Source organism: Gluconobacter sp. OJB, from assembly GCF_039638275.1.
GTDB lineage: Bacteria > Pseudomonadota > Alphaproteobacteria > Acetobacterales > Acetobacteraceae > Gluconobacter > Gluconobacter cerevisiae.
In genome coordinates, this window is the sequence record NZ_JBDIWH010000001.1 from 729,399 (window position 1) to 753,782 (window position 24,384).

At 61.6% G+C, this 24,384-nt stretch carries 19 protein-coding genes; 15 read left to right on the forward strand and 4 right to left on the reverse strand.

Annotated features, from left to right (window positions below):
- Nucleotides 1-7 precede the first annotated feature (7 nt).
- Nucleotides 8-1,651, forward strand: a complete 1,644-nt coding sequence (locus ABDK74_RS03330; protein WP_346002706.1) for a tetratricopeptide repeat-containing glycosyltransferase family protein — start codon at nt 8-10, stop codon at nt 1,649-1,651.
- On the opposite strand, the gene ABDK74_RS03335 is transcribed toward ABDK74_RS03330, so the two are convergent.
- Together ABDK74_RS03335 and ABDK74_RS03340 are read right to left on the reverse strand one after the other, a co-directional pair.
- Nucleotides 1,645-5,790 carry a translocation/assembly module TamB domain-containing protein gene (locus ABDK74_RS03335; RefSeq protein ID WP_346002707.1) on the reverse strand — a complete coding sequence of 1,382 codons (4,146 nt, stop codon included), beginning with the start codon at nt 5,788-5,790 and terminating at the stop codon, nt 1,645-1,647. The genes ABDK74_RS03330 and ABDK74_RS03335 overlap by 7 nt on opposite strands.
- On the reverse strand, nt 5,790-7,892 hold the full coding sequence (locus tag ABDK74_RS03340; protein WP_346004149.1) for a BamA/TamA family outer membrane protein: 2,103 nt from the start codon (nt 7,890-7,892) through the stop codon (nt 5,790-5,792). Before ABDK74_RS03340 ends, ABDK74_RS03335 begins: the two co-directional genes overlap by 1 nt.
- 267 nt (nt 7,893-8,159) lie before the next feature.
- Here ABDK74_RS03340 and ABDK74_RS03345 point away from each other — a divergent pair, with 267 nt between their 5' ends.
- Nucleotides 8,160-9,116 carry a lysophospholipid acyltransferase family protein gene (locus ABDK74_RS03345; RefSeq protein WP_346002708.1) on the forward strand — a complete coding sequence of 319 codons (957 nt, stop codon included), beginning with the start codon at nt 8,160-8,162 and terminating at the stop codon, nt 9,114-9,116.
- A gap of 136 nt (nt 9,117-9,252) precedes the next feature.
- On the opposite strand, the gene ABDK74_RS03350 is transcribed toward ABDK74_RS03345, so the two are convergent.
- The gene (locus ABDK74_RS03350; RefSeq protein ID WP_346002709.1) at nt 9,253-9,390 is read right to left on the reverse strand and encodes a hypothetical protein; all 138 of its coding nucleotides are present in this window, start codon (nt 9,388-9,390) and stop codon (nt 9,253-9,255) included.
- Here ABDK74_RS03350 and miaB point away from each other — a divergent pair.
- The 11 genes from miaB to ABDK74_RS03405 all read left to right on the forward strand — a co-directional run bounded on the left by miaB (nt 9,389) and on the right by ABDK74_RS03405 (nt 22,314).
- Nucleotides 9,389-10,789 carry a tRNA (N6-isopentenyl adenosine(37)-C2)-methylthiotransferase MiaB gene (gene miaB / locus ABDK74_RS03355; protein ID WP_346002710.1) on the forward strand — a complete coding sequence of 467 codons (1,401 nt, stop codon included), beginning with the start codon at nt 9,389-9,391 and terminating at the stop codon, nt 10,787-10,789. The genes ABDK74_RS03350 and miaB overlap by 2 nt on opposite strands.
- Nucleotides 10,783-11,961 (forward strand): PhoH family protein, encoded by a 1,179-nt coding sequence (locus ABDK74_RS03360; RefSeq protein WP_346002711.1) that lies wholly within the window; start codon nt 10,783-10,785, stop codon nt 11,959-11,961. Before miaB ends, ABDK74_RS03360 begins: the two co-directional genes overlap by 7 nt.
- Nucleotides 11,930-12,436, forward strand: coding sequence for an rRNA maturation RNase YbeY (gene ybeY / locus ABDK74_RS03365; protein WP_346002712.1), 507 nt, complete (start codon nt 11,930-11,932; stop codon nt 12,434-12,436). The genes ABDK74_RS03360 and ybeY overlap by 32 nt, the downstream gene beginning before the upstream one ends.
- Entirely contained in the window at nt 12,433-13,380 is a 948-nt protein-coding gene (locus ABDK74_RS03370) for a hemolysin family protein (RefSeq protein ID WP_346002713.1), read from the forward strand. The genes ybeY and ABDK74_RS03370 overlap by 4 nt, the downstream gene beginning before the upstream one ends.
- A gap of 56 nt (nt 13,381-13,436) precedes the next feature.
- Nucleotides 13,437-14,072, forward strand: coding sequence for a thioredoxin domain-containing protein (locus ABDK74_RS03375; RefSeq protein WP_408874494.1), 636 nt, complete (start codon nt 13,437-13,439; stop codon nt 14,070-14,072).
- The gene (locus ABDK74_RS03380; RefSeq protein ID WP_346002715.1) at nt 14,073-14,708 is read left to right on the forward strand and encodes a thioredoxin domain-containing protein; all 636 of its coding nucleotides are present in this window, start codon (nt 14,073-14,075) and stop codon (nt 14,706-14,708) included. It abuts the gene before it with no gap.
- Between the two features lie 34 nt (nt 14,709-14,742).
- The gene (locus ABDK74_RS03385) at nt 14,743-19,278 is read left to right on the forward strand and encodes an AAA family ATPase (protein WP_346002716.1); all 4,536 of its coding nucleotides are present in this window, start codon (nt 14,743-14,745) and stop codon (nt 19,276-19,278) included.
- A gap of 112 nt (nt 19,279-19,390) precedes the next feature.
- Nucleotides 19,391-20,077, forward strand: a complete 687-nt coding sequence (locus ABDK74_RS03390; protein ID WP_346002717.1) for a metallophosphoesterase — start codon at nt 19,391-19,393, stop codon at nt 20,075-20,077.
- On the forward strand, nt 20,067-20,411 hold the full coding sequence (locus tag ABDK74_RS03395) for a chorismate mutase (protein ID WP_346002718.1): 345 nt from the start codon (nt 20,067-20,069) through the stop codon (nt 20,409-20,411). Before ABDK74_RS03390 ends, ABDK74_RS03395 begins: the two co-directional genes overlap by 11 nt.
- Nucleotides 20,411-20,926, forward strand: coding sequence for a histidine phosphatase family protein (locus tag ABDK74_RS03400; protein ID WP_346002719.1), 516 nt, complete (start codon nt 20,411-20,413; stop codon nt 20,924-20,926). Before ABDK74_RS03395 ends, ABDK74_RS03400 begins: the two co-directional genes overlap by 1 nt.
- A 92-nt stretch (nt 20,927-21,018) precedes the next feature.
- Nucleotides 21,019-22,314 carry a citrate synthase gene (locus ABDK74_RS03405; protein WP_346002720.1) on the forward strand — a complete coding sequence of 432 codons (1,296 nt, stop codon included), beginning with the start codon at nt 21,019-21,021 and terminating at the stop codon, nt 22,312-22,314.
- Nucleotides 22,315-22,330: 16 nt separating this feature from the next.
- Here the strand turns inward: ABDK74_RS03405 and ABDK74_RS03410 are convergent, their stop codons facing one another.
- Complete coding sequence (locus ABDK74_RS03410) at nt 22,331-22,567, reverse strand: hypothetical protein (protein WP_024716776.1); 237 nt, start codon at nt 22,565-22,567, stop codon at nt 22,331-22,333.
- A 207-nt stretch (nt 22,568-22,774) separates the two neighbouring features.
- On the opposite strand from ABDK74_RS03410, the gene ABDK74_RS03415 reads away from it, so the two are divergent.
- Both ABDK74_RS03415 and murI read left to right on the forward strand, forming a co-directional pair.
- A complete protein-coding gene (locus ABDK74_RS03415) occupies nt 22,775-23,521 on the forward strand; it encodes an orotate phosphoribosyltransferase (RefSeq protein WP_346002721.1) in 747 nt (248 codons plus the stop codon).
- Nucleotides 23,521-24,369, forward strand: coding sequence for a glutamate racemase (gene murI / locus ABDK74_RS03420; RefSeq protein WP_346002722.1), 849 nt, complete (start codon nt 23,521-23,523; stop codon nt 24,367-24,369). The genes ABDK74_RS03415 and murI overlap by 1 nt, the downstream gene beginning before the upstream one ends.
- Nucleotides 24,370-24,384 lie beyond the last annotated feature (15 nt).

Genomic DNA, 24,384 nt, shown 5'->3' on the forward strand with positions numbered 1-24,384 from the left:
GATCCGTATGTCCGACAGTCTGGACAGACCCGCCCTCGACAATCCGGCCCCGATGATCGAGGAGAGTCAGTCCAGCCCGTCAGACTGCCTGATCAAAGCCCAGGAGGCCATGACCCGCGGCGCGCTCGAAGAAGCTTTGGCCATCGCGTATCTTCCCTCCGATGGCGCAGCCGAAATTCCGGCACTGCATTATGTACGGGCACGGGCACAGTTTCATCTGCGCCATTATCAGGACTGTGCGGTAGAGCTTGAACAGGCCAGCGCCAACGCGGGGCCTCACGCCATCTCCCTTCTGATGGACGAAGCCGTTGCCATGCGACGGAGAGACGACCTCCTTCCGCTTCTGAAAATCTGCCGTAAACGGAAACCAGACGACTTCCGCCTGATGAACGCCGGAGCCGCCGTCCTGATCCAGCTTGCGCGGTTCGATGAGGCTGAACTTCTCCTGCGGCTGAGCCTGCAAAGATGCCCCAATGATCCCGGTGCTCTCAATCTTCTTGCTTTACTCCTGACGGAAACCGGCCGATTCGACAGCGCGCTTTCGGTCATGGCCCGTCTGCGGGACGCGGACCCGGAGGACTGGGAGCCGCTCTGCAACATGGCCTGCATCCTCAGCAGCATGGGTCGAATGGAGGAAGCAGCCAATCTTTATCGGGAAGCGGTCCCGATGGCGCCCCAGGACCCACGCCTGCGTCTGAACCATTCCATCACCATGCTCAAAAGCGGACGCATGGCACAGGGCTGGATCGAGCATGAATGGCGCTTTGGCCTTCCCGGCCATACCAGCATACCGCTGGATCGCCTGCTGCCCAACATTTCTCCGTCGCTGGACCTGAGGGGCAAGCGCGTTCTTATCACGCAGGAAGAGGGCTTAGGCGATACGCTCATGTATCTGCGCTACATCCCGCCCCTCGCCCGCACGGGCGCCATTATTCATATCTGGGGTACGGAAACACTGGCTGCGATCTGCGAGCGCGTGGCCGGGGTCTCGGAAGTGCAGTTCGGGGGTGAGACGCCCGAGTATGACTATCACTGTCCGTTCATCAGCCTGCCCCGTGCCTTTTCGGGAACGCCTGACGCCATGGGCGCGCCCGTCCCATATCTCAGCGCAGATCGACAGAAAGCCGAGGCGTGGCGTCAGCGGTTTCAGGACGATCACAAGCTGAGAGTTGGACTGGTCTGGGCTGGTGCGGCACGGCCCGAAGATACGGCGGCGCTCATGGTGGATCGCCAGCGCTCAATGCCGCTGTCGGAGCTTGCGCCTCTGGCAGGGATTAAAGGTGTGAGCTTCTATTCCCTTCAGAAAGATACACCGGCCGAACAGATCCCGGATTTTCCGGGGTCTCTGGTGAATGTCATGCCCGAATGTCACACGATGGATGACACGGCAGCCCTGATGGTGAACCTCGACATCATCGTCTCGGTTGATACCTCAGCCGTTCATCTGGCGGGAGGTTTGGGCAAGTCCGTTATAATGATGGACCGCATCAACAACTGCTGGCGCTGGCTGCACGGGCGAGACGATACCCCCTGGTATCCGCAGATGCGGATCGTCCGCCAGACCCGCTTTCAGGACTGGTCGGACGTTGTAGAGCGGGTCAAACGGCTTCTTGAAGACGCCGTTTCTACCCGGAAACCCGGACCTCAGTAGCTGTAGCCGTAGGACAGGCCGATGCTCGACCCGGGATCGTTCTCCGGCGTCGTGAATCCCGTGACCTGACCACCCGTTCCAACCGTCGTGTTGAATTTCAGCCGTTTCGTCAGGTCGATCTGTACCTGAGCCTGTGTGCCCGAGCCCGATGTCGCCTGCTTGGCCCCGACATAGACGCCCTTCATGACGTATTTTCCAGCCTCGACACTGGTGCCACCGTTGTCCACACCGCTGCCTCCGCCAACAGCCAGACGATCCAGCCCCAGCATGTTCTGAACCTTGGCCAGCGGGTCGAAAGCCGAACCGCCCGCAAGCTGAACCACCGCCGCGCCCAGTTCCGCAAGCTGCGTGGTGGAGAGCGAATGGGTATCCGTTCCGAACAGCAGAATGGACAGGACCTGATCGCGCGGCAGACTAGGCGAAGAAACGAAATCCAGTTTCGGCGCGCTGGCATAGCCCGTGACCAGAAGACTTGCGAGCGTACCGCTGGCATTGCGGTCTGCCCGGAAATTCAGCGTCGGATCGAGCTTGTGGTTCACGCCCGAGCCGTTGAACGCCACACGCCCGTTCGTGAAGTTGAGGTTGATGCCGCCCAGATTGAAATTGCCGCGCTTGAGATCAAAACCACCATTGATCAGAGGCTCCGCACTTGTACCACGCACCCGCAGACGCCCCTGCATTTCGGCGAACACGCCATGTCCGCGCACGAAGAACTCGCCGGGCGAAATCACGTCCACGCCCAGTCCGATGATCAGGCTCGATCCTGTCCCAGAGGCTGGTTTCTGCCCCGGACGGATCACGTCAAGCTGCGGCACAGAGGCTGGCATGGAATTCGGAATATTGACGGTCGCGTTGGGAATATTGACCTTTCCGTCCACATCCAGCCGTGTCGTGGCCTGACCGTGGATGTGCAGATCGGTATTGATCGTCGCGGTCAGCAATTCGCTGGATACAGGACGGGCCTTGTCGGAGGTAATGTGAAGATCGACGGGCAGATCGGGCCGGAAAGCACCGACAGTGCCGTCCAGCGTGATCGTTCCGGGGCCTGCATGGGCGATGATGTGATTGACGTTGATCGTATCACCCGCAGCAACGAGTGCCCCGTTGATCCGGCTGAGATGCACGCCTTGCGCGTAGTTATCGAACGAGGCGTTCTCCAGCGCAATTTGACCTGACGCCCGGGGCTGCGAGGCTGTCCCCGCAACATTGAGGTTAATGCCGATTTTTCCAGCCGCAGCCATACCGTTCGCGCCCAGAACAGCATTTCCGACCGACAGATCGACATGCCCTGTGGTGGCAAGGGCGATCGCGCCCGTTTTGGAGAGCGGTGCGGTCCCGCGGACCGCCAGCGCGACGGACGGGCCTGCGCCAAACGTTGCATCCACCTTTGCGGACTGTCCCGCAAGCCCGATATTCGCCAGAATCTGCGCCGCTGGAAGAGATGCCGCCGGACCGGTCTTCATCCGCAGATCCCGGCCATTCAGCAAGACCGTTCCAGTCGGTGCGTTCAGCGTACCGCCGAGTTTTGCGTTCAGAGAGATCGTACCCGTTGCCGACAGATCCGGCGCAAAAGGTTTTGCGATGGCAGGAGTGATGTGATCCAGACGCGCTGTGAGCGCGAGTGCGGGTTTGAGTGTTCCCGCAATATCGACCGTGGCAGGCGCCACACCCTGCGGCGCGAGGGTCGCCACCAGATGGTCCACGCCCATCCTGTCCCCGAACGACACGACCGCGGGGCGGCTCAGACGCAGGCTCTCCCCCTTGACCAGAGCCGTCAGTTGCCCAAGGCGCACGGTCTTTTCAGGGACATTCAGAACAAGTGCGGTATCGATATTGGCCGGGGCGTCCATGACGTTCTGGAAGGCCGCGTTCAGCGCGATCGCCATCGCGGTCTGGGGTCCCTTGATCGTGGCGTGCGCCCGGCCCGTCATAGCCTGATAGCGCAGCCCGGCGAGATCCAGCACCAAGGAGGGTTCGGGGGCGTCGATCGGGTTTGCGATGGTCCCGCTGACCTTGAGAGACTGGACGGCGGCATCCGCCATCGCCAGCATTCCATCCAGCCCGACCTTGACGACAGGCGGCGCGCCTTCTGTCTCCGTCGTGTGCAGTCCCAGCGTCAGATGGCCGGAAATCGCCTGCCCGATCAGACGGCGGAAATCGCCCAGATTGCGGATCGACACGTCCAGATCCCCGAGCGGCACCTTCGCTCCTTTGGGGAGACGGAGTTTGCCTTTGCCGCTCAGGCTGTTCCAGTTCAGCGTGTTGAGATCCAGATGATAGGCCCCTGCGTCGTCCTGCTGAAACGCGGTATCGAGCACCAGTGGCGCGTGATCCAGCGTTCCCTTGGCCGTCAGCACGCCTGCCGGATGAGACGGCAGATGCTGCACATCGGCATGAAGCGCCACGGGGCCTTTCGCCACGTCTTTCGTGCCGAACTCCCCGCTCAGATCAGCTTTGACCGCGAGATCGTCGGTCGGGCCATCGGCGGTCGCTGTCAGTGTCGTATTGCCAAGGATGGCCGGACTGGCCTTTGCAAGATCCGGAAGCTGGACGGAGGCCTTCGTCTGTATCCGATTGCCATGCGCCATGTCGATCACGGACGACACCAGCATGTGCAGAGCCGCACCATCCAGCGCAAAGTTCTTCAGCGTCAGAATGTTTTCCGGAGATTTCGCCAGATCAAGCGAGAATGTGCCTCTTCTGCCGATCAGGTTCAGGGCCTGCGGCTGGCCGCCAGTGATCGCAAGCGTTCCTGTGCTTTTCAGCGTCAGGTCATCCTGTTTCGTCACCGGCATGGCAAAATCGGCATGCAGTCCGGCTGTGCCGCTCAGATCCGTGCTGCCCATTGCCGCCAGCGGGTGCAGATCCGGCAAAGCAAGGTCCAACTGAGCTTTCGGGGCAGGCTTTAGATCCGCCGTTGCGGCGGCATGCAGCAGCGGATGATCCAATTTCGCCACGACCGGAACCGAGGCTGCCAGCGGATGAGCCAGAACGTCCAGCGTCAGCGGCGCGGCCGCCAGAAGTGTGGGCTGCGACCCGGGAATACGCAGACCATCCAGCACAGCCGCCAGATGAGCAGTCGTGTCCTCAGGGCGTGCGCCTTCCACCCCGTCAAACCGGGCATGCAGATGCCCGATCCCGGCTCCTGCGGCGGTCAGTGCGTCGATATCCAGCACCCCCTGACCGTTCGGCGCCATGAGCGGACCATGCAGATCCGTGTCCAGCGCGATGCTGTTCCATGCAATGCCCGGACGCAGCGTCATGGACGGCGCATCCGCCTTCACATGCAGGTCCGCGGTCATGCTCAGCAGGTTCATCGTTCCGCTGGCGACAGCCTTCACCGACCCCGCACCCAAACCGAAATCCAGCACCGCCGCGGTGCGCGGTCCGTTGAGATTCAGATGCAGATCCAGCGGATCAAGCTGCGGCATCTGGCCCAGCGTGGTGGCAAAGCCGTTTTCGCCTTCCTGATATCGTACGCCCACCGCGATGCGGTTTTTGGGCGTCTGGACATCAAGCGTCAGACTTCCCGGCTGGTCCAGTCGTTTCAGACCCAGCGCGATGTCCATGACGGGGAGCGTACGCATCGTCACGCCGTCCAGAAACGGCGCGATGCTGTGGATATGAGCGTGTCCGTCCGCCAAAAAGACGGTCGGGATGACGGTATAATCCGGGCTGATTTCCAGCCGCCCGACATGCAGCGATGCCAGATCGACCCGCAGATGCAGCTTTGACGGCGCGGTACTGGCGGGTGTCGGCTGCGCGGGGGCGGTGTCCGGAGCAGACACCATCTTGCGCAGAACGGCCACACGTGACGCGCTCAGACTGGTAATCTTCGCGTCCAGATGCAGCAGCGACAGCGGCGACCAGCGCAGATCCGCATTGTCCAGTTCGATCCAGGGGCCTTTCTCATCCTTGATGAGGAGTTTCGTCACCGCCAGATGTTGCGGTAGAAAACCCGAAAGCCCGGAAATCTCGACCATGCCGCCTGTCAGCGGACCAATTTTCTGCTCGATCAGCCGCTGGCCAGCAGGCAGGTTGATCCCGATCAGAACTCCCGTAACCGCCACGACCACCAGCCCGGCAGGGACGATGACCAAGCCGGCCGCGACGCGGAGAAGAACCTTGCGAACCCGCATCAGAACGTCTCCCCGAGGCCAAAATAAAGTTCCCATTTATCGCCCTGCGGCGGCCGGTTCATCGGCAGTGCCACGTCCACGCGGATTGGCCCGATCGGCGTGAAATACCGCACGCCCCCACCATATCCGACCCGGAGCGTTCCCTGCCCTGGCCGCGATCCCGTCCCGACCTGGCCGGCATCCACGAACCCAGCGACCCCAAGATTCATCGGCAGACGCTGGCGGAACTCGACGCTCCCCGCATCCATGGACGTCCCGCCTATTGCATATTTCGTTCGACCATATTGCGGCCCAACGCCCTGATAGCGGAAGCCGCGCACCGTCGCCGGGCCACCAGCGTAGAGCCGCTGATCAGGCGGGATCTGATAGGTGGATGCGCCCTGCACGGAGCCGACGATGCCTCTGACCGCGATCACGCTGCGGCCGGGGCGGGAAATCCCGAGATGGTGCAGATCGAAATAGGTCGAGGCCTGCGCGGAGAGAAGCGTGAAGAACGTCGAACCGCTTTCCAGCGATTCCGATGGCGTGATGGACAGCGATGCCCGAACGCCATGGGTTGCCGGGTCGATCGGATTGGTCAGGCGCGTGTTGTCGAATGTCGCGTTCAAGGGTGCTGCAACGATGAAGTAGCTGCGTGTGTCGCCGAACTGTTTGATCTGTTCCTGCTCGCCCATCAGGCTGCCCGAGAGGTTCCAGTATTTCCCCACATGACGGTTCAGCCCTGCGCGGGCGATGATGGCGGTCTGGTGGTACGAGTACAGAAGCTGACGGACCCCTTCGAGACGCACGCTCAGATTCTGTCCTTTCGACAGGAAGTCCGGCTTCATGAAATCCGCATAAACATCATAGCCCAGCCCCTGCTGCGCGGAGCCGCCAAGCCCTGTAACCAGGGCCGTCAGTTTTAGCTGCTCGGCATTTCCGAACAGATTATGATGCGTCCAGCTTGCACCCAGACGGCCACCGAGATCGGTCGAATATCCAACTTCAGCTGACAATGTACGCCGTTTGGCTTCCTTGAAGCTGAAATCAATCGGCATGGCCTGAAGAATGCCGGGCATCAGGGTGCGACTGGGCGGAAGAGTAATGATTGGTGGGGCATTGCTGACCTGTACGGACGCAAACACGCCCGTGCTTGCCAGATCCTGCCGCGCGGCCTCGATCCGGGACGGGCGATAAAGCTCCCCTTCCCGCAGTTCCAGCCGGTTGCGCAGAAAGCTCTGGTTGGTATGGACCAGACCCGTCATTCCGATCGGGCCGATCACGACCCTCGGCCCACGCTGCACGCGGAACACAATATCGAGCTTCTGTGCCTGGGGCTCTAGATACGCCAGCGGCGTCGAGACATTTGCAGTCGCATAGCCGTTTTCCTGAAGCTGGTTAAGCAGCGTGTTCTGTGCGGCCAGAACGGTTTCCGCCACCGCAGGCTGCCCCGCAGACAGTGGAAACGCCTTGCGCTCATCCGGCGTGAGCGTGACGGGCTGGAACTGCGCAACGGCCTGCGCGAACGTCACCGGAGCAGCAGTCGCAGGATCTGCCTCCGTCGGGGTTTTGGCTTTTGACGCGGAAGTCTTCGCAACAGGTGCTTTCGCTACCGGAGCACCTGTTGCGGGGGTCGGCACTGCAGCTTTCTCGGGTGGGGCAAGCAGCGCGATGCTTCCAAGACTGAAACGCGGCCCGAGCGTGGTGGAAATCGTGATGGCGACTTTCTGGTTCTTCCCAAGAGCCTTGAGAATATCAGGCAGGGACGGGTTTTTTCCGTCCACGTCCTGTGCCCCGACCTTGACGCTGATCTGCACGGAACCCGCATAATAGCCCTGCGATTCCAGAGCGATATTCACCCGGTCGTAATCGCCGCGGATCCGCCCGGCGAGCGCATACGCCCCGACGGCATGAGATGTCTGGAGCGACTGAAGCTGGGACGATGCGCTGATTGCGGCATCCAGCTCCGGGTGCTTCGTCGGGGTCAGTGTCACGGTATAGGGGATGGCGGGGTCGGAGGTGCCATCTGAAACCGGCTGAGCGGGCGTCGCCGCTTTGGATGCCTTCGCATGCAGGGGCAACGGCGCGCAGAACACCGTTACGACGCCCAGCATGCAGGACATCGACGCGACTGACACAGAATAAGAAACTGAGCGGCGGCCTGACTTCACCGTGCGTCCTGAAAATCTGTCTTGAGGGCATTCCCGACCTGTGAAAGCCGGATACGGGCGCGCAGACCGAAGGACAGGACTGCATAGTCCGAGGAACCTTGCACGGCGCTCCCTGTCAAGCCCTCCCGGGTAGCGAGAGCCTGGAAAAACGCTCTGTATGGAGGACTGGAAACAAACAAGATTGTGTCGTCCCTGCGAAAACCGTATCACTCAGCACCCATGTCCCATCGTGATGCCAAGACCCCGAAGAGCCGACGCGGTCACAACCGTCCCGTCGTGGATGAAAATGCCGCCTTCCCGGCTTTTCAGCCGACGACGTCCACATCCTTCTACAGCCGCCTGCGCTGTGCGCTCCGCCTGTCTCTCGTCCTGATCTGGACGTTCTGGGCATGCAGCTTTCAGGCTGTTCTGGTGCGTCTGCCCGGACGGCTGAAAATCATGATGCCGCGTATTTTCTGGAGAGGCGTGTGCCGGATTCTGGGCATCAGGATAAAAGTCCTCGGCCAAAGCGCGGGGGGTGTACGGACGGCAAAGGATGTCCGTAACGGCAAGCGTCCGGTGGTCTTCGTCGCCAATCATTGCTCCTGGCTGGACATCGCCATTATCGGCAGCGAGCTTCCTGTCGTCTTTGTCGCCAAGGGCGAGGTCGGCAAATGGCCCCTCATCGGCACGGCATCCCGTCTGGGCCGCACGATTTTCGTCAGCCGCAACCGTCAGGATACCGGCCGCGAGCTTCAGGAAATGGCCGCACATCTGTGGGATGGGGACGATATTGTTTTGTTCCCCGAAGGCACGTCCTCGGACGGCTCGCGCGTTCTGCCGTTCCTGTCGTCGTTTTTCGCGGTCGCGAAACCCGGACGTCTGGAAAAAGTTGGCCTGCCCAAGGCCCCTCCCGTCCTGATCCAGCCCGTTTCCGTCGTTTATGACAGTCTGGAAGGCCTGCCGGTCGGACGAAGCCGCCGGAATGTGTTTTCATGGTATGGCGACATGGACCTTGCGCCGCATCTCTGGTCTTTCGGCCAATGGCGGACCATGGGAGCATCTCTGATGCTGCATGAACCGATCACGCCGGATGAGTTCCTCTCCCGCAAGGACCTGTCCCGCGCGACGTACGAGGCCGTCAATACCGGCGCAGCAGACCTCCGCCGCGGCCAGCCCAAAGCAGCCGGGGCCTGAAATGCAGGCTGCAATCCAGTCTGCCATCAGGTTTATCTTGACTTGAAGCCTGCCTCCACGCCACTTTCGGATTATGACACGGCGGCAACCCGGCTTTCGTGTCCGGAGGTGGTATTACCCATTCAGGCCCGTCTGATCATCCGTCGGCCCGTTGCGCTCGGCCAGCCGTTCTCCGGAACAGGCTTGACCCCGAGGATGTCTGCCCCGATGTGTGTGCCTGATTCTGCCATTCCCGGATCGAGACCTTGACCGCCACGCCGAACTCCCCAGCCATGCCCGCTTCTTCCGATCCCGCGTCTGCCGTGCAGCCTCCGCGCGGCCTTCATGTCATCACATGGGGCTGCCAGATGAATGTGTATGACAGCGCACGCATGGCCGATGTCCTGCGTCCGCTTGGATATGGTCCGGTCGAGCGTCCCGAAGACGCGGACATGGTTATTCTCAACACCTGTCACATTCGCGAACGGGCGACGGAGAAGGTCTTTTCCGAACTCGGACGGCTGCGCAAAATCCGCGATGAGCGGGTCGGCAATGGTCAGGATCGGACCATCATCGCGGTGGCAGGCTGCGTAGCGCAGGCTGAAGGCGAGGTCATTCTCTCCCGCGCGCCCTATGTCGATCTGGTGCTCGGCCCGCAGACCTATCACAAACTGCCCGAAATGGTGGCCCGCGCCGCCCGTGCGGGTGGTGCGGTGATCGAGACGGATTTTCCGGTCGAGCAGAAGTTCGATTTCCTGCCCACGGATGCTGCCCCCCAGACGCAGGGCAATCTCACGGCGTTCCTCACCATTCAGGAAGGCTGTGACAAGTTCTGCTCGTTCTGCGTCGTGCCCTACACCCGTGGCGCGGAAACGAGCCGTCCGGTTTCTTCCGTTCTGGCGGAAGCGCGACGGATGGCTGAAAGTGGCGTGCGTGAAATCACGCTGCTCGGGCAGAACGTCAATGCCTATCATGGCGATGACGGCAACGGCGGCAGTGCGACGCTGGCGGGGCTGGTCGAGCAGCTTGCACAGATCCCCGGTCTGGGCCGCATCCGCTACATGACGTCCCATCCGCGCGACGTGGATCAGAGCCTGATCGACGCACACCGGGACAATCCGGCGCTCATGCCGTTCCTGCATCTGCCGGTGCAAAGCGGCTCGGACCGGATCCTCAAGGCCATGAACCGCGGCCATACGGCAGATGAATACCGCGAGAGCGTCCGCAAGCTGCGCGAAGCCCGGCCGGATCTGGCCCTGTCGTCCGATTTCATCGTCGGTCATCCCGGCGAGACGGAAGAAGATTTCGAAGCAACCATGCAGCTCGTGCGCGATATCGGTTTCGCCATGGCCTACAGCTTCACCTATTCCCCCCGTCCCGGCACACCCGCCGCAGGCCAGCCGATGCAGGTGCCCGAAGACGTGAAGGACCGTCGTCTGGCTGAGTTGCAGGCGCTTCTGCGCGAACAGCAGGACGCTTTCAATGCCGATATGGTCGGGACGGTGCAGGAAATCCTGGTGACGAACCGGGGCCGCAAGCCCGGGCAGATCGCCGGGCGTTCGCCTTACCTCCAGCCTGTTCACTTCGACGGCCCCGATCATCTGATCGGCTCCACCGTCAAGGTCGCCATCACCACACGCCGCACCAATTCTCTGGGCGGCACCCTGATCCGGGAGACAGCCTCCGCTTGCTGACAACGCACCCGACCCGTCCCGTCGCCACCAGCAGTGGCTCCGAAGGCAACCGCACCGTTGCCCTGCGTTTCAACGACAACATCCTGCTCCAGCGCCTGTTGGGAGACCATGACCGGCATCTTGTCCGGCTTGAGGAAGGGTTCAACGTCAAGTTGTCCTGTCGTGGCAACAAGATTGCCATTTCCGGCGAAACGGACACGGTCGGACGCGCGCAGGCAGCCATCATCGCGCTGTACAACCAGCTTGAACAGGGCGGCACGATCGATGCCTCTCAGGTCGATGGCGTCATTCGCCTGACGGCCCTCCCAAGCCGCGCCGAACGGCCGGTCGATACACGACAGGCGCGTCCAGCTGCGCAGGAGCACCCGCGTGGCAACGCGCCCCACCGTCCGGAAAAAGCCAACGGCAAACCGCAGAATATGCCCGCCACTCCGTTCGGGGATCTGCCCGCCATCCGGACCAAGCGCGGCGTGATCGCCCCCCGTTCGCACGGTCAGGCCGCCTATATGGAGATGCTGGCCAATACGGACATGGTATTCGGCATCGGTCCTGCTGGCACAGGCAAAACTTATCTTGCAGTCGCACAGGCCGTCGGCATGCTGCTCGCCGGACAGGTGGACCGGATCGTGCTGTCGCGCCCGGCGGTTGAAGCCGGTGAGCGCCTTGGCTTCCTGCCCGGCGACATGCGCGAAAAAATCGACCCTTATCTGCGCCCGCTCTATGACGCCCTGCATGACATGATGCCGGGCGATCAGGTGGTGCGGCGCATGGGGACGGGTGAGATCGAAGTGGCCCCCCTCGCCTTCATGCGTGGACGCACGCTCGCTCATTCCTACGTCATTCTGGACGAAGCCCAGAATACGACCGCAGCCCAGATGAAGATGTTCCTCACCCGCATGGGCGAAGGCACACGCATGGCCATTACCGGCGATCTGAGTCAGATCGATCTGCCGAATGGTGTATCATCCGGTCTGCGCGAAGCGGTCGAGACCCTCGAAGGCATCAAGGGAATCGGCATAACGCGTTTTTCTTCCGAAGATGTGGTGCGCCATCCGCTGGTTGCCCGTATCGTCGATGCTTATGAACAGAAAGCGCCAGCCCCCCGGGACGTGTTCCGGAACAGGCTGCGCCGGGAAAACAATGGAACCTCCAAGTCGACACGCCGGCACTGACATCATTATCGAGGACGCGCGCTGGCGCGCCTCGGTGCCGGGAACGGAGCGCGCAATCCGGCGCGCTCTCGTCGCGGTCGCCCGTCAGGGTGGCCCCGATTTCACGCAGTCTCCGGCCCCTTCGATCCTTCTGGCAACAGACAGGGTCGTCAAGCGCCTCAATGCGCGCTTCCGGGACAGGAACAAGCCCACGAACGTCCTGACGTTCGAGCCGCTTTCGCCGGAGCATGGCGGAGACATCGTGCTGGGCTATGAGACCGTCCGACGCGAAGCAAATGCCGCACAACGCTCCCTGAAGGCGCACCTGTCGCATCTTGTGGTGCATGGCGCGCTACATCTCGCTGGCTATGACCACCATCATCCCGGTGAAGCCCGGGAAATGGAGGGCATCGAAACCCGGACGCTGCGCTCCCTCGGCTTTGGCGATCCATGGCAGCAGGGCAACGCACAGCAGGCGGGGAAAGTGCGGATATGAGCGACGATACAAACGACCGTTTGTCGGAAGAGTCGGGCAAAAGCCGCTCCTCGCGTGGACTTTTTGGACTTTTCAATCGTCGCAACCGCGATCAGGGCTTACGCGAATCCATCGCGACCCTCGTTCACGAAGCCAGCCAGCCGACTGAGGACGCCAGCGACGCGCCGGAACTCGACCGACAGGAACGCTCGCTCATCATGAACGTACTGCGTCTGCGCGACATCACGGCGGACGACGTCATGATCCCGCGCGCGGACATCATTGCCATGCCCGAGGCCCTGCCGTTCGGCGAGGCACTGGATCTGATGCGTCGGGAAAACCACTCCCGTCTTCCCGTCTATCGCGACCAGCTCGACGACATTGCGGGCATGATTCACGTGAAGGATCTGATCGCCTATGTCGGCGAACCGGATGCTTTCGACATCCGCCCGCTCCTGCGCCAGCCACTGATGATCGCGCCCACGATCCCGGTTCTGGACCTGTTGCTCCAGATGCGTCAGCGCCAGATGCACATGGCGCTCGTCATCGACGAATATGGCAGCATCGACGGTCTCGTGACGATCGAGGATCTGATCGAAACCATCGTGGGCGATATCTCGGACGAACATGACGACCCGGTCACAACAATGTGGGTCGAGCGTCCGGACGGTTCGTTCGACATCGATGCGCGTCTTCCTGTCCGACAGCTTGAGGAGCGGCTCGGTGCCGTCCTGACAGATGCCGAACGCGAAGCCGAGATCGAGACAGTGGGTGGTCTGGTGTTCCGTCTGGCCGAACATGTCCCGGCCCGGGACGAGGTTCTGACCCACGAAAGCGGCCTGGAATTCCGCGTTCTGGACGCCGATGCACGACATATCCGCGCCCTGCGCATGCGGGTTCCGGAAGGCTGGGAGAACAAACCGCTTCCTGCTCTCAAAACACAGGAAGACGACCGGGGCTCTTGACGGAGCCCCTCGTTCGTCGTTCGAGTATCACCATCGTTTCCAGCGGAGCCCCGTCCATGCCTGCCGCCCAGCCTCTCGGCCGCCGTACCCTTCTCGCCTCCGGCATAGCCTTCGCGGCCGCTGCGGCAGTACCGTTCGCACGTGCGGACGGTCTACCCGCCAGCGACCCGCGCATGGGGCCACGGGTTATCGGCTCGCCGGATGCGAAGATCATGGTGGACGAATGGTTCTCCATGACATGCTCGCACTGCGCCCATTTCGCGCAGGAAGTCTTTCCGCAGGTTCGCAAGAACCTGATCGACACTGAAAAAATCCGCTATCGTTTCCATGATTTTCCGCTCGATCAGGTCGCGCTGCTGGCCTCCATGGTCTCGCGCTCCCTCCCAGCCGACCGCTACGAAGCCTTCGTGACGGATTTGCTTGATCATCAGGACGAGTGGGCCTTCGCACAGAACATCGATCCTGTTGCCGAACTCAAAAAGCGCGCTGCCCTGTTCGGAGTGAATTCGGCAGAGTTCGACCGGATCAACGCCGATAATGCCCTGCGTGAAGCCATTATCAACAAGCAGGACCACGACGGCGCTTTCCTCCAAATCCAGGGCACGCCATATTTCCGCATCAATGATGTTCCCGTACCGAACGTGGTCGGGAGCTACGATGATTTCGCCAAAGCAGTCGCAAAGGCTTCCTGAATGACCCGTCTTTCCCTTTCCCGCCGCTTTTTCGTCTCCGCTGCTCCGGCCCTCGCTGTCGCGGGAGCCGCCGCTGGTACGGCCCGTGCCGCCGATGCGAGCTCCACTGACGCCCGACTCAACCCCCGCATTCTGGGCAACCCGAATGCCAAGGTTCTGGTTCAGGAGTGGTTCTCCCTGACCTGTACGCATTGTGCGCATTTCGCGACGGAAGAATTCCCCAAGATCAAGGAAAAGCTGATCGATACGGGAAAGATACGCTATCAGTTTCATGATTTCTGCGGCGATCGTGTAGGTCTGACGGCTGCCATGGTGGCCCGCTCTCTGCCCGAAGAACGCTACGTCCCGTTCATTGAGGCCCTGTTCTCCAGCCAGATGCAATGGGCTTTCGCGGCCGGTGGCGATCCGATGCAGCGCCTTCAGCAGATGTCTGCTCTCGCAGGCGTCTCCGCAGCCCAGTTCGATGCCATCAGCAAGGACAATGCTTTCGCCGAAGCCCTGTTCGATCAGGTCAAGAAGGACGCGGACACCTACAACATTCAAGGCACCCCATATTTCCGCTTCAACAATACGCACTACGATCAGGACCCGGAAACCTACGAAAAATTCGCCGATCTCGTCGCCAAGGCGTCCTGATCCACTCCTCTAGGACCGGTATTTCACTCCCCTGATGTCGAGCCGCACCACGACGATCGACCGCCTGAGCATTGGCGGTTTCAAGAGTTTCGCCGATGAGGTGCGTCTCGATATCCTTCCGGGTCTGACGGGGATCATCGGGCCAAACGGCTGCGGCAAATCCAATGTCGTCGAGGGCCTTCGTTGGGCGATGGGCGAAACCTCTGCTCGTGCGCTGCGCGGCGGAGAGCTCGATGATCTAATTTTCGCGGGGACGGGCGCACGCTCGGCCCGCAACATCGCGCAGGTCACGCTGCATCTCAGCAATGCGGCGGGACTGGCCCCCTCGCCGTTTCAGCACGCGGAAGAGCTGGAAATCAGCCGCCGGGCCGAACGCGGATCGGGCAGCGAATACCGCATCAACGGCCGCGTCATGCGGGCGCGTGAGGTTCAGACCCTGTTCGCCGACCTGGCTTCCGGCGCACGCAGCTCCGCCATCATCAGCCAGAACCGCGTCGGACAGCTCATCGCCGCCAAGCCCGAGGAACGGCGCCTGCTGCTTGAAGAAGCTGCGGGTATCACCGGCCTGCATGCCCGCCGCCACGACGCCGAACTCAAACTCCGCCAGACCGAAACCAATCTCTCCCGCGCCGAAGATCTGCGTCTGCAACTTGAGGAACGGCTTGCGAGCCTCGAAGGCCAGACGGTTCAGGCCCGGAAATACCGTGAGCTTTCCGAAAAAATCCGCGAGACGGAAACCGCGCTCCATGCCCTGCTTCATGCCCGCGCCAATCTGGCCGTCCAACGCAGCCGGGACGATCTGGCCAAGGCGCGCGAGGATCTGAAGAAAGCCGAACGCGCCGCAGAAACCGCAGCCATCGCAGAGTTCGAAGCCCGCAAGGCCGCCCCGCAGGCGCGCGAGGAAACAGACCGCCTCCGCAGCACGCTGGAGCGCCTGAAAGTGCAGTCCGAGACCCTGAAGCAGGATCTCGACCGCGCCCGACAGGCTGAATCCGAAACACGCCTGCGCCTCGAACAGGCGGAAGGAGATCTGGCCCGAAGCCATGCCAGTCTGACGGCGGACCGGGCGACACAGGAAACGACTGCCACAGACTGTGAGACGCTTGAGGCCGAAAGGACTGCTCTCCCGCAACTCCGCGCGGCCTGCAGCGCCGAATGCGAGCGCCTTGACGCCCTCGAAAAACAACAGGCCCTCACGCTGGAAGACGCGACGCGTCTGCGGGATGCCGAAGCCATCCGCAGGGATGCAATGATGGAAGGACTGGATACCCTGACGCTACGGCTGGACGCCGAAACCAGTGCACTCGACGCAATTCAGGCGGAAATCGCCGCTCTGGACGCAGCCACGCCCGATGATACGACACTGAATGCGCTGCGCCAGAATGCTGTGTCGATGCAGGAACAATCGGAAGCCGACAACCGCAGGGAGCAGAGCTGCGTAACGGCCTTGCAGGACGCACGCCTGAAAGCAGAGCTGGACGGACGGGCGCTACAGGAAGGCAAAAATCGTTTTCAGACGCTTGCAGCCACAGAAGCAGATCTGAACAGACGCCTACAGACGACACAGGTCCAGATCACACAGGATCGGACCACGCGTGAAACTGCTCAGGCCGGGCTCCTGACCGAATTAGCCCGAGCGGACCTTGAAAAAACCCGCGATGTCACGGCACAGGCCCAGCGCGAGGCCCACGCTCAGGAAGCGCAGGCAAGACATAAACAGGAACGCCTCGGCACCCTCTGGCTTGAAGCCCGTGCGGCAGCCGAAGAGGGCGCTCAGCGTCATAAAACGCTGCTGCGGGCTGTCGAACAGAGCCGCCATGCACGCGATCAGGCACGCCAGAAAGTGCAGCTCGCCGCAACGGCGGAGGTGACGGCCCGGAGCACTCTCGTTCCGGAACAAACGGTTCAGGAAGCCCGCAATACCGTCGCACAGGCAGAAGACTGCCTGAAAACCCTTCAACAGTCTCTTGAGGACGCGGACGCCACCCTCACGACCGCCCGTGAGCGGGAGGCACAGGCCCGGCAGGCACTTTCCGCTCTGGAGACGTTGGTCCTGCGCGCACAGGGCGAATGTGAAGGGCTGGAGCAGAGCCTCAATGCCGTGGCCGCGCAGCCCAACCCGCTTGAAGATGTGCTGGATCTTCCCCCAGGCATGGTACGGGCCGTCGCAGCAGTTCTGGCGGACGGGCTGGATGCCTCCCTCGCTGCGGACAGTATTCCAGCCGATCGGCGCTGGCGGCCGCTGGAGCGGCTTACTCCTGTGGAACTGCAGAACTGCGTTCGGCTTTCGACACTTGTGCAGGCTCCTGAAGCGCTGCAGCGCTGTCTGGACGCCGCATTCCTGCTGGATGACGTCGCTGCCGGGCCCGAACTGCAAAAAACCCTCCAGCCGGGACAGGTTCTGGTCTGCCGCAGCGGGGCGCTCTGGCGCTGGGACGGCTTCACGCGGTCAGCCGATGCACCGGATGCTGGTGCGGCACGACTGGAACAGCGTCGCCGTCTGACGGACGCCCGTGCGCTGCTTCAGTCCCATCTTGTCTCACAGCCCGCACTGGAAGAAAGTTGTGCCGCAGCCTTGCAGGCCCGTGAGCAGGCCGAAGCAGCCCTGACCACTCTGCGACAGGAACGCGCGACACTCGAACCCCAACTGGCCGAAGCCCGGGCCGTCTCGTCACGGATTGAACAGAAAGCGGCCCTTGCTCTCACGCATTGGGAACAGGCCAGCGAACGGATGAAAGACGCGGAAGGCGCGCTGACAGCCGCACAGACCAGCGTCGCACAGGCAGAATCCGAACTGGCCGCCCATCCCGATCCCGAGAACCTTCAGGCGCAGGCCCGAAACAGTACAAAGGATGCCGAAGCCGCCCGCGAAGCACTCCGTGTGGCGGGAACGAGGCTTCAGGACGCGCGGAATGCCGCAGATGCCGCTGCCCGGACGCTGGATCAGGCTCTTCTGCGTCACGATACCACGCTGGCGCGTCTGCGGGATCTGGATGAAGCCATAGCGCGATTGGAGACGGAACAGGCTCGTCTTGCAGAACAGCGCACCGTCTTTCAGCAACAGGAAAACCGCCCCGATATTTCCGCTCTGAGCGCCGCCGCCGAAACCTCACAGCAGGCTTTCGATCTGGCACGGTCTGCGGCGGAGACGGCGACACAAGCCGTACGAAACAGCCGCGAAGAAGCCCAGCGCCTGACGCGCGAACTCCAGACGCTGGATCAGACTGCCGCAACCGCACTCGCCCGCCGTTCGGCGCTACAACCGCGCCAGACGGAGCTTGAAGCGCTCGTCAGTCGCCTGCAGGATGACCATGCGAAACGAATGGCCGAACTGGCGGAGCGTCCTGAACCCGCGCTGCTGGAACAGTCTGTTCTGAACGCCACGCTCCCGCTCCATGCAACGCGCTCTCTGCTGGAAGCTGCACGCACCGAAAGCGCGCGTCTTTCCCTTGAAGATGTTCGCCTGACCGGCGCCTTGACTGCAATCCGTGCCAGACTTGAGGTGCTGGGAAGCCAGATTGCGGCTGGAGAAGCCAGCCTTACGCATCTGCGGGACCGACGGGACGAACTGCACACCAGATTCCATACAGCCAGCGCGGTTCCTACTGAGCTGGAGCGCAAACTCGCCGGACACGATCAGACCCTGACGGATGCCCAAGCCGCTTACGATACAGCACGGGCGGCTGATGAAGCGGCAGGCACAGCAGGGCTGGAAGCACAGGAGCAGCGCCGCAACGCCGATCTGGCGCTGGCTGCGGGCCGTGAGACGATTGCACGTCTGACCGAACGCGCGGAACAGGCTGTCGCTGCCCGTGAGCGCCTTCTGGCCGACAGCGAACCGCCAGAAGGCGGCGCACAGGGCGCAGCTTATCCGTCCGACCTGTCCGAACAGGCCGAAACCGCGACCCGCCGGCGCCTTTCCCGCCTTACCCGCGAGCGTGAAGACCTTGGCGCAGTCAATCTACGGGCCGAAACCGAATTCGAGGAAGCTCGCGAAACGGCGGAAACCATTGCCCGCGAGCATGCTGAGCTGACGGCTGCCATCAACAGGCTGCGCGGCGGGATCGGCACAATCAACCGCGAAGGACGTGAGCGCCTTCTGGCCGTCTTTTCGGAAGTGGACCGGCATTTCCAGTCCCTGTTCTCCAGGATGTTCGGCGGCGGACGCGCCCATCTGGGTATGGTCGGCAGCGATGATCCACTGGAAGCAGGACTGGAAATCTTCGCGCAGCCTCCGGGCAAGAAGCTCTCCACGCTCTCCCTGCTGTCGGGTGGCGAACAGGCCCTGACCGCACTGTCGCTGATCTTTGCGACCTTCCGCTGCAATCCTGCCCCAATCTGCGTGCTCGATGAAGTGGATGCGCCGCTTGATGACGCCAATGTGGAGCGGTTCTGCTCGCTTTTGTCCGACATGACCAAGGAAGCCGGGACGCGCTTTCTGGTCGTAACGCATCATCAGCTGACGATGGCGCATATGGATCGTCTTTATGGTGTCACGATGCAGGAGCGTGGTGTAAGCCGGGTGTTGTCAGTCGATCTGGGGCGCGCAACCGCGTTGATGGACGGGTAAGGTCAATTTTCTCAAACAGATAAATTGACCTTGGACCGTTCTGGCCCTTTGATAGAAGGAAAACCGGAAAGCACGCGCCATCTTCGTTGATCCTCCCCTTCCCAACCCCGTCATGACGCGAATCCGTGAACACGGCATCCGCGTGGTGGGGGACGTGCATGGCGATCTGAATGCTTTCCGGCACGCAACGGCGACGGAACGCTTCGTCATCCAGCTTGGAGACCTTGTCGATCACGGGCCGGACAGTGCGGGCGTGATGGAACTCATGCTCGACCTTCTGGAGCAGCAGCGCGGGTTGTTTATTCTCGGCAATCATGACCGTAAACTCGGTCGCGCCCTTGAAGGCCGACGCCTGAGACGCGATCCGCCTCTTGAGGAAACGCTCCGCCAGATTTCGCTACCGGAATATGATGGCCTTCCCGAACGCGTCTATCGGGCTATTGATCAGGCGCCGACATGGCTGCGGATCGGGCGCTCCCTGTTCGTTCATGGGGGGTTTCACACCGCCATGTTGTCCCACTCCCCCGTGCCGGGTCTGGGCGAGATGTCCGCGCCTTTGTCCCGCGCTCTTTTTGGAGAAACCACCGGCCGTATGCAGCCGGACGGCTATCCCGAACGCCGCCTGACCTGGATCAACCGCATTCCCGAAGGAATGACGGTCTATGTCGGCCATGACCGCCGCTCGACCGACGGACGCCCCTGGCGCCGGACGGGACGTCTGGGGGGCACGGCCGTCTTTACCGATCTTGGTGCCGGAAAAGGCGGCCATCTTGCATGGATCGATCTGAATGAGCCCTGAGCCTGTGTCCTCCTCCTCCCGCAATTCCGATCCCGCTCTGGCCGAACTCGAACGCCTGCGTGGCAGCATCGACAATATTGACGCGGCCCTGATCCACATGCTTGCGGAACGGTTTCGCTGTACGCAGGAAGTTGGACAGCTCAAGGCCCGTGCCCATCTGCCGCCTGCAGACCCGTCCCGGGAAACACGACAGATCGAACGCCTCCGCCAGCTCGCCCGTGACGCGCATCTTGATCCGGACTTTGCCGAAAAGTTTCTGGCCTTCGTCATTCACGAAGTCATCCGCCATCACGAGGCTATCGCCGCCGATGCGCGCAAGGCTTCGGAAGCCTGATGCCCCTGCACCGCCTTTTGCTGCTGCGCCACGCGGAAGCCGTCCCGCATGGCCTGACTCAAGACGGCGACCGCAGCCGTGCGCTGACGTCCAGAGGGTTTGAACAGGCCGCGAGCATTGGCAGACAGCTTGCCACACTCGACCTACCCGGCCCGCTGCAAATCCTGTACAGTCCTGCCATCCGCACCCGGCAAACTGCTCAAGGTGTGATGGACATGCTGAATCAGGCGACTGCATTTTCAGTCGAAGACAGCCTGTATCCCGCAACCCCGGACACGCTCTACGGCCTCGTGCATGGCACGTCCGAAACCGTACGAACGCTTCTGATCGTCGGACATAATCCGACCATCGGCGAGTTCGCCTGCGACCTTCTCGGCCCGGCTCTACAAAATACCCATTTCTCGACTCTTTACCGGGGATATCCGCTCGCGGGCCTGACAATTCTCGACGTTCCGGGACACTGGCTGGATGTCCGCCCCTCCACCATTCAGCCAGCCACACTCCTTCTGCCCTGAAAGATCCGTCCAGAGCGGCTCTCTGGACATAAAAAACCTTTCAGAGATAAAACAGAACAACATCCTTACATTTCAGACGGGTTATCTTCTGCATGTCCGAAAACCGTTCCGCGACCCTCTGCCTCGATGGCCTCAGCCGCCAGTTTCCGCTGCTGGAAGGAACGATCGGTCCGGACGTGATGGACATGCGCGCCCTGTCCCAGAAAACGGGCGTGTTTTCTTTCGATCCGGGGCTGGGCAGCACTGCCACCTGCACCAGCGCCATCAGCTATATTGACGGCGACAAGGGCGTTCTACTGCATCGTGGCTATCCGATCGAGGATCTGGCCCTTAACGCGAGCTTCACGGAAACGGCCTATCTGCTGCTTTACGGCGAACTGCCGACGGCCCCGCAGTATCAGGCCTTCAGCAAGGACATGAACACCCACCGGTTGCTGAACGAGCAGATCCGGAACTTCTTCAACGGTTTTCGTCGTGACGCCCATCCCATGGCTATCCTGTGCGGGACCGTAGGTGCGTTGTCAGCATTCCATCACGACGGGCTGGACATCTCCCAGCCTGCAGCGCGGGACCTTTCCGCACGTCGGCTGATCGCTAAAGTCCCGACCATCGCAGCCTGGGCTTATAAATACTCCATCGGCGAACCCTTCATCTATCCTGATGAAGACATGTCGTTCTCCGAGAACTTCCTGCACATGCTGTTTGCCCGTCCCGGTAACCATTATCGCGTCAATCCGGTTCTGGCCCGTGCGATGGACCGCATTCTGCTGCTGCATGCCGATCATGAACAGAACGCTTCCACGACCACTGTAAGGCTCGTCGGTTCAACCGGCGCGAACCCCTATGCGTGCATTGCGGCAGGGATTGCAGCCCTCTGGGGTCCTGCGCATGGAGGTGCCAATGAAGCGGCTCTGGGCATGCTGGAATCCATTGGCAGCCGTGACGGCATCCCGGACTTCCTCAATGAGGTCAAGAACCGTGATTCCGGGGTACGCCTGATGGGCTTCGGCCACCGCGTTTACAAGAACTTCGACCCTCGGGCAAAAATCCTTCAGGCCACCTGCCACGAAGTCATCGAAGAACTTGGCCTCAAGCGCGACCCGCTTCTGGATCTGGCGATGGAGTTGGAGCGCGTTGCGACCGAGGACGAGTATTTCGTCAGCCGCCGCCTCTATCCGAATGTGGATTTCTATTCCGGCCTGATCCTCAAGGCTCTGGGCATTCCCAAAAGCATGTTCACCGTCCTGTTTGCTGTCGCGCGGACGGTCGGCTGGGTCAGTCAGTGGAAGGAAATGATCGAGGAACCATCAGTTCGCATCAGCCGCCCCCGACAACTCTATATCGGTGCGGCGGAGCGGAGTTTCGTCGCGATGAGTGAGAGGAGCTGAGGCTCCTCTCTAAAATTCAGCAGTCGCAGCCCGGCGTCTGGCCTCTGGCCTGACGAACGACGTGATGGTCGATCCATTCCGCCACAAGACGGCGGGCTTCCTTGACGGAAGATTCGGGGTGATGGATGCGGTACAGCGTCGTGCATGCGGCGAAGGCCTGCATGTCCGGCTGACCGACCTCCCGCAGTTCCTGATAGGCCGTCACAACAGCGCGTTCGCATTTCCGGCCGATCCGGCTGGTCTCTATGCTCACTTCTGATCCTGCCGTAAATGAGAATGAATATCGATATCTCTCCCTAGAACTCCCGGGCCTTCCATGCAAGCAGGAAGATCGGAACAGCCTGTGACACTGACAGGCAGGCTGTAAAATTCACACAGTTCCTGACCGAGCGATATTGCCCCTACCCTTCCCGGCTACAGGCCGGTAAACCACGAGAAAACGACGTCAGCGGAGACAAGCATGACCCAGTTCGCCGAGAGCCCGATGGCGGGCCGCACCCAGTGGGACCGCGACGCGGCCCTCACCACGGCCCGTATCCTGCTTGAGATCAAGGCCATCAACTTCCGCCCGGAAGACCCCTACACCCTGACGTCAGGATGGAAGTCCCCGGTCTATATCGACTGCCGCAAAATCATTTTCTTTCCGCGTGCGCGCACCAAGATCATGGAACTGGCCGTCGAAAAGATCGGCCGTCATATCGGCTATGAAAGCATTGACGCCGTCGTGGGTGGTGAAACCGCCGGTATTCCGTTTGCCGCCTGGATCGCGGACCGGATGATGACGCCGATGGCTTATGTCCGCAAGAAGCCCAAGGGTTTCGGTCGCAACGCGCAGATCGAAGGCGACGTGCCGGAGGGGATGCGTACCTTGCTGGTCGAAGACCTGACGACGGACGGCGCATCCAAGATCCGATTCGCAAACGCCCTGCGCGATGCGGGCGCCATCGTGAACCATACTTTCGTCGTCTTCTTCTATGGTGTCTTTCCCGGCGCTCACAAAACGCTGGCGGATATGGACATTTCGCTCCATGCGCTGTGCACCTGGTGGGACGTGCTGGAAGCTTGCGCAGGCGGCGATTACTTCTCCGAAAAAGACAGCGCCGAAGTCCGCCGTTTCCTTGAAGACCCCTGCGGTTGGTCCAAGAAACATGGCGGCGTGAGCAGCGCCGAAGAGGCATTGGCCCTCAATGCCAAAGCTGAAGCCTGATGGAAACTGGCGCATCCGTGCCAGCAGGCCGGAGTCTGGTTTTTGACTCCGGCATCGGGGGGATGGGCGTCGTGCAGGCTCTGCGCCATCTCCTTCCTGCCCTTCATATCGACTACCTCGCCGATGCGGCGCTCTTTCCCTACGGCGAACAGCCAGACGATCTACTGACAGCGCGTATCGTCAACCTGCTGGTCGCGGCCTGTGACGATCTCCAGCCCGACGTGCTGGTCATTGCCTGCAATACCGCCAGCACAATCGCCCTCCCTGCCCTGCGCGAACGCCTTAGCATTCCTGTCGTTGGATGCGTCCCCCCCATCCGCTGGGCCGGGCGTGTTTCAGAAACCCGCGTGATCGGCCTGCTCTCGACCTCCGCCACCGCACGACGCCCCTACACACTCCGGCTGCATCAGGAGTTCGCTGCGGATTGTCGTCTGATTACTCATGGCGCGCGTAGACTGGCCGATCTGGCGGAACGTGCTTTTCTGGGTGAGGTCATTGCGGATGCGGACATCCAGCACGAACTGGACTGCCTGTTCAGACAGCCTTATGGCGACGAGATTGATACGGTTGGATTGGGCTGTACTCACTACACCTTTCTGATGGATGCTTTCGAGCGCCTGTCTCCATCCGGTATCCGCTGGCTTGACCCGGCTTCCGCCGTCGCCCGACAGGTCGGAACTGTCCTTCAGACTGCGCCTCACGGAGCAGAAACAGCACAGAAAGGCCGTTTCCTGATGACCCGACTGCCACATACCGCGCCGGGGCTTGAAGCTGCCACCGCGAGGCTCGGCTTCAGAGGGTGGGAGCAATTCACTGCTCCCATTCCGCTCATGGCGGCAGGAATCTGAAAGAGCCCCTGCCGA

Bases quoted from the DNA above. Each gene is read 5' to 3' on its own strand.
- ABDK74_RS03375 (WP_408874494.1), top strand. From the start codon at position 13,437: ATGCCTGCCGCCCAGCCTCTCGGCCGCCGTACCCTTCTCGCCTCCGGC.
- ABDK74_RS03400 (WP_346002719.1), top strand. From the start codon at position 20,411: ATGCCCCTGCACCGCCTTTTGCTGCTGCGCCACGCGGAAGCCGTCCCG.
- ABDK74_RS03405 (WP_346002720.1), top strand. From the start codon at position 21,019: ATGTCCGAAAACCGTTCCGCGACCCTCTGCCTCGATGGCCTCAGCCGC.
- miaB (WP_346002710.1), top strand. From the start codon at position 9,389: ATGCCCGCTTCTTCCGATCCCGCGTCTGCCGTGCAGCCTCCGCGCGGC.
- ABDK74_RS03345 (WP_346002708.1), top strand. From the start codon at position 8,160: ATGTCCCATCGTGATGCCAAGACCCCGAAGAGCCGACGCGGTCACAAC.
- ABDK74_RS03380 (WP_346002715.1), top strand. From the start codon at position 14,073: ATGACCCGTCTTTCCCTTTCCCGCCGCTTTTTCGTCTCCGCTGCTCCG.
- ABDK74_RS03330 (WP_346002706.1), top strand. From the start codon at position 8: ATGTCCGACAGTCTGGACAGACCCGCCCTCGACAATCCGGCCCCGATG.
- ABDK74_RS03415 (WP_346002721.1), top strand. From the start codon at position 22,775: ATGACCCAGTTCGCCGAGAGCCCGATGGCGGGCCGCACCCAGTGGGAC.
- ybeY (WP_346002712.1), top strand. From the start codon at position 11,930: ATGGAACCTCCAAGTCGACACGCCGGCACTGACATCATTATCGAGGAC.
- ABDK74_RS03395 (WP_346002718.1), top strand. From the start codon at position 20,067: ATGAGCCCTGAGCCTGTGTCCTCCTCCTCCCGCAATTCCGATCCCGCT.
- ABDK74_RS03350 (WP_346002709.1), bottom strand. From the start codon at position 9,390: ATGGCTGGGGAGTTCGGCGTGGCGGTCAAGGTCTCGATCCGGGAATGG.
- ABDK74_RS03335 (WP_346002707.1), bottom strand. From the start codon at position 5,790: ATGCGGGTTCGCAAGGTTCTTCTCCGCGTCGCGGCCGGCTTGGTCATC.
- ABDK74_RS03385 (WP_346002716.1), top strand. From the start codon at position 14,743: ATGTCGAGCCGCACCACGACGATCGACCGCCTGAGCATTGGCGGTTTC.
- murI (WP_346002722.1), top strand. From the start codon at position 23,521: ATGGAAACTGGCGCATCCGTGCCAGCAGGCCGGAGTCTGGTTTTTGAC.
- ABDK74_RS03370 (WP_346002713.1), top strand. From the start codon at position 12,433: ATGAGCGACGATACAAACGACCGTTTGTCGGAAGAGTCGGGCAAAAGC.
- ABDK74_RS03340 (WP_346004149.1), bottom strand. From the start codon at position 7,892: ATGTCCTGCATGCTGGGCGTCGTAACGGTGTTCTGCGCGCCGTTGCCC.
- ABDK74_RS03390 (WP_346002717.1), top strand. From the start codon at position 19,391: ATGACGCGAATCCGTGAACACGGCATCCGCGTGGTGGGGGACGTGCAT.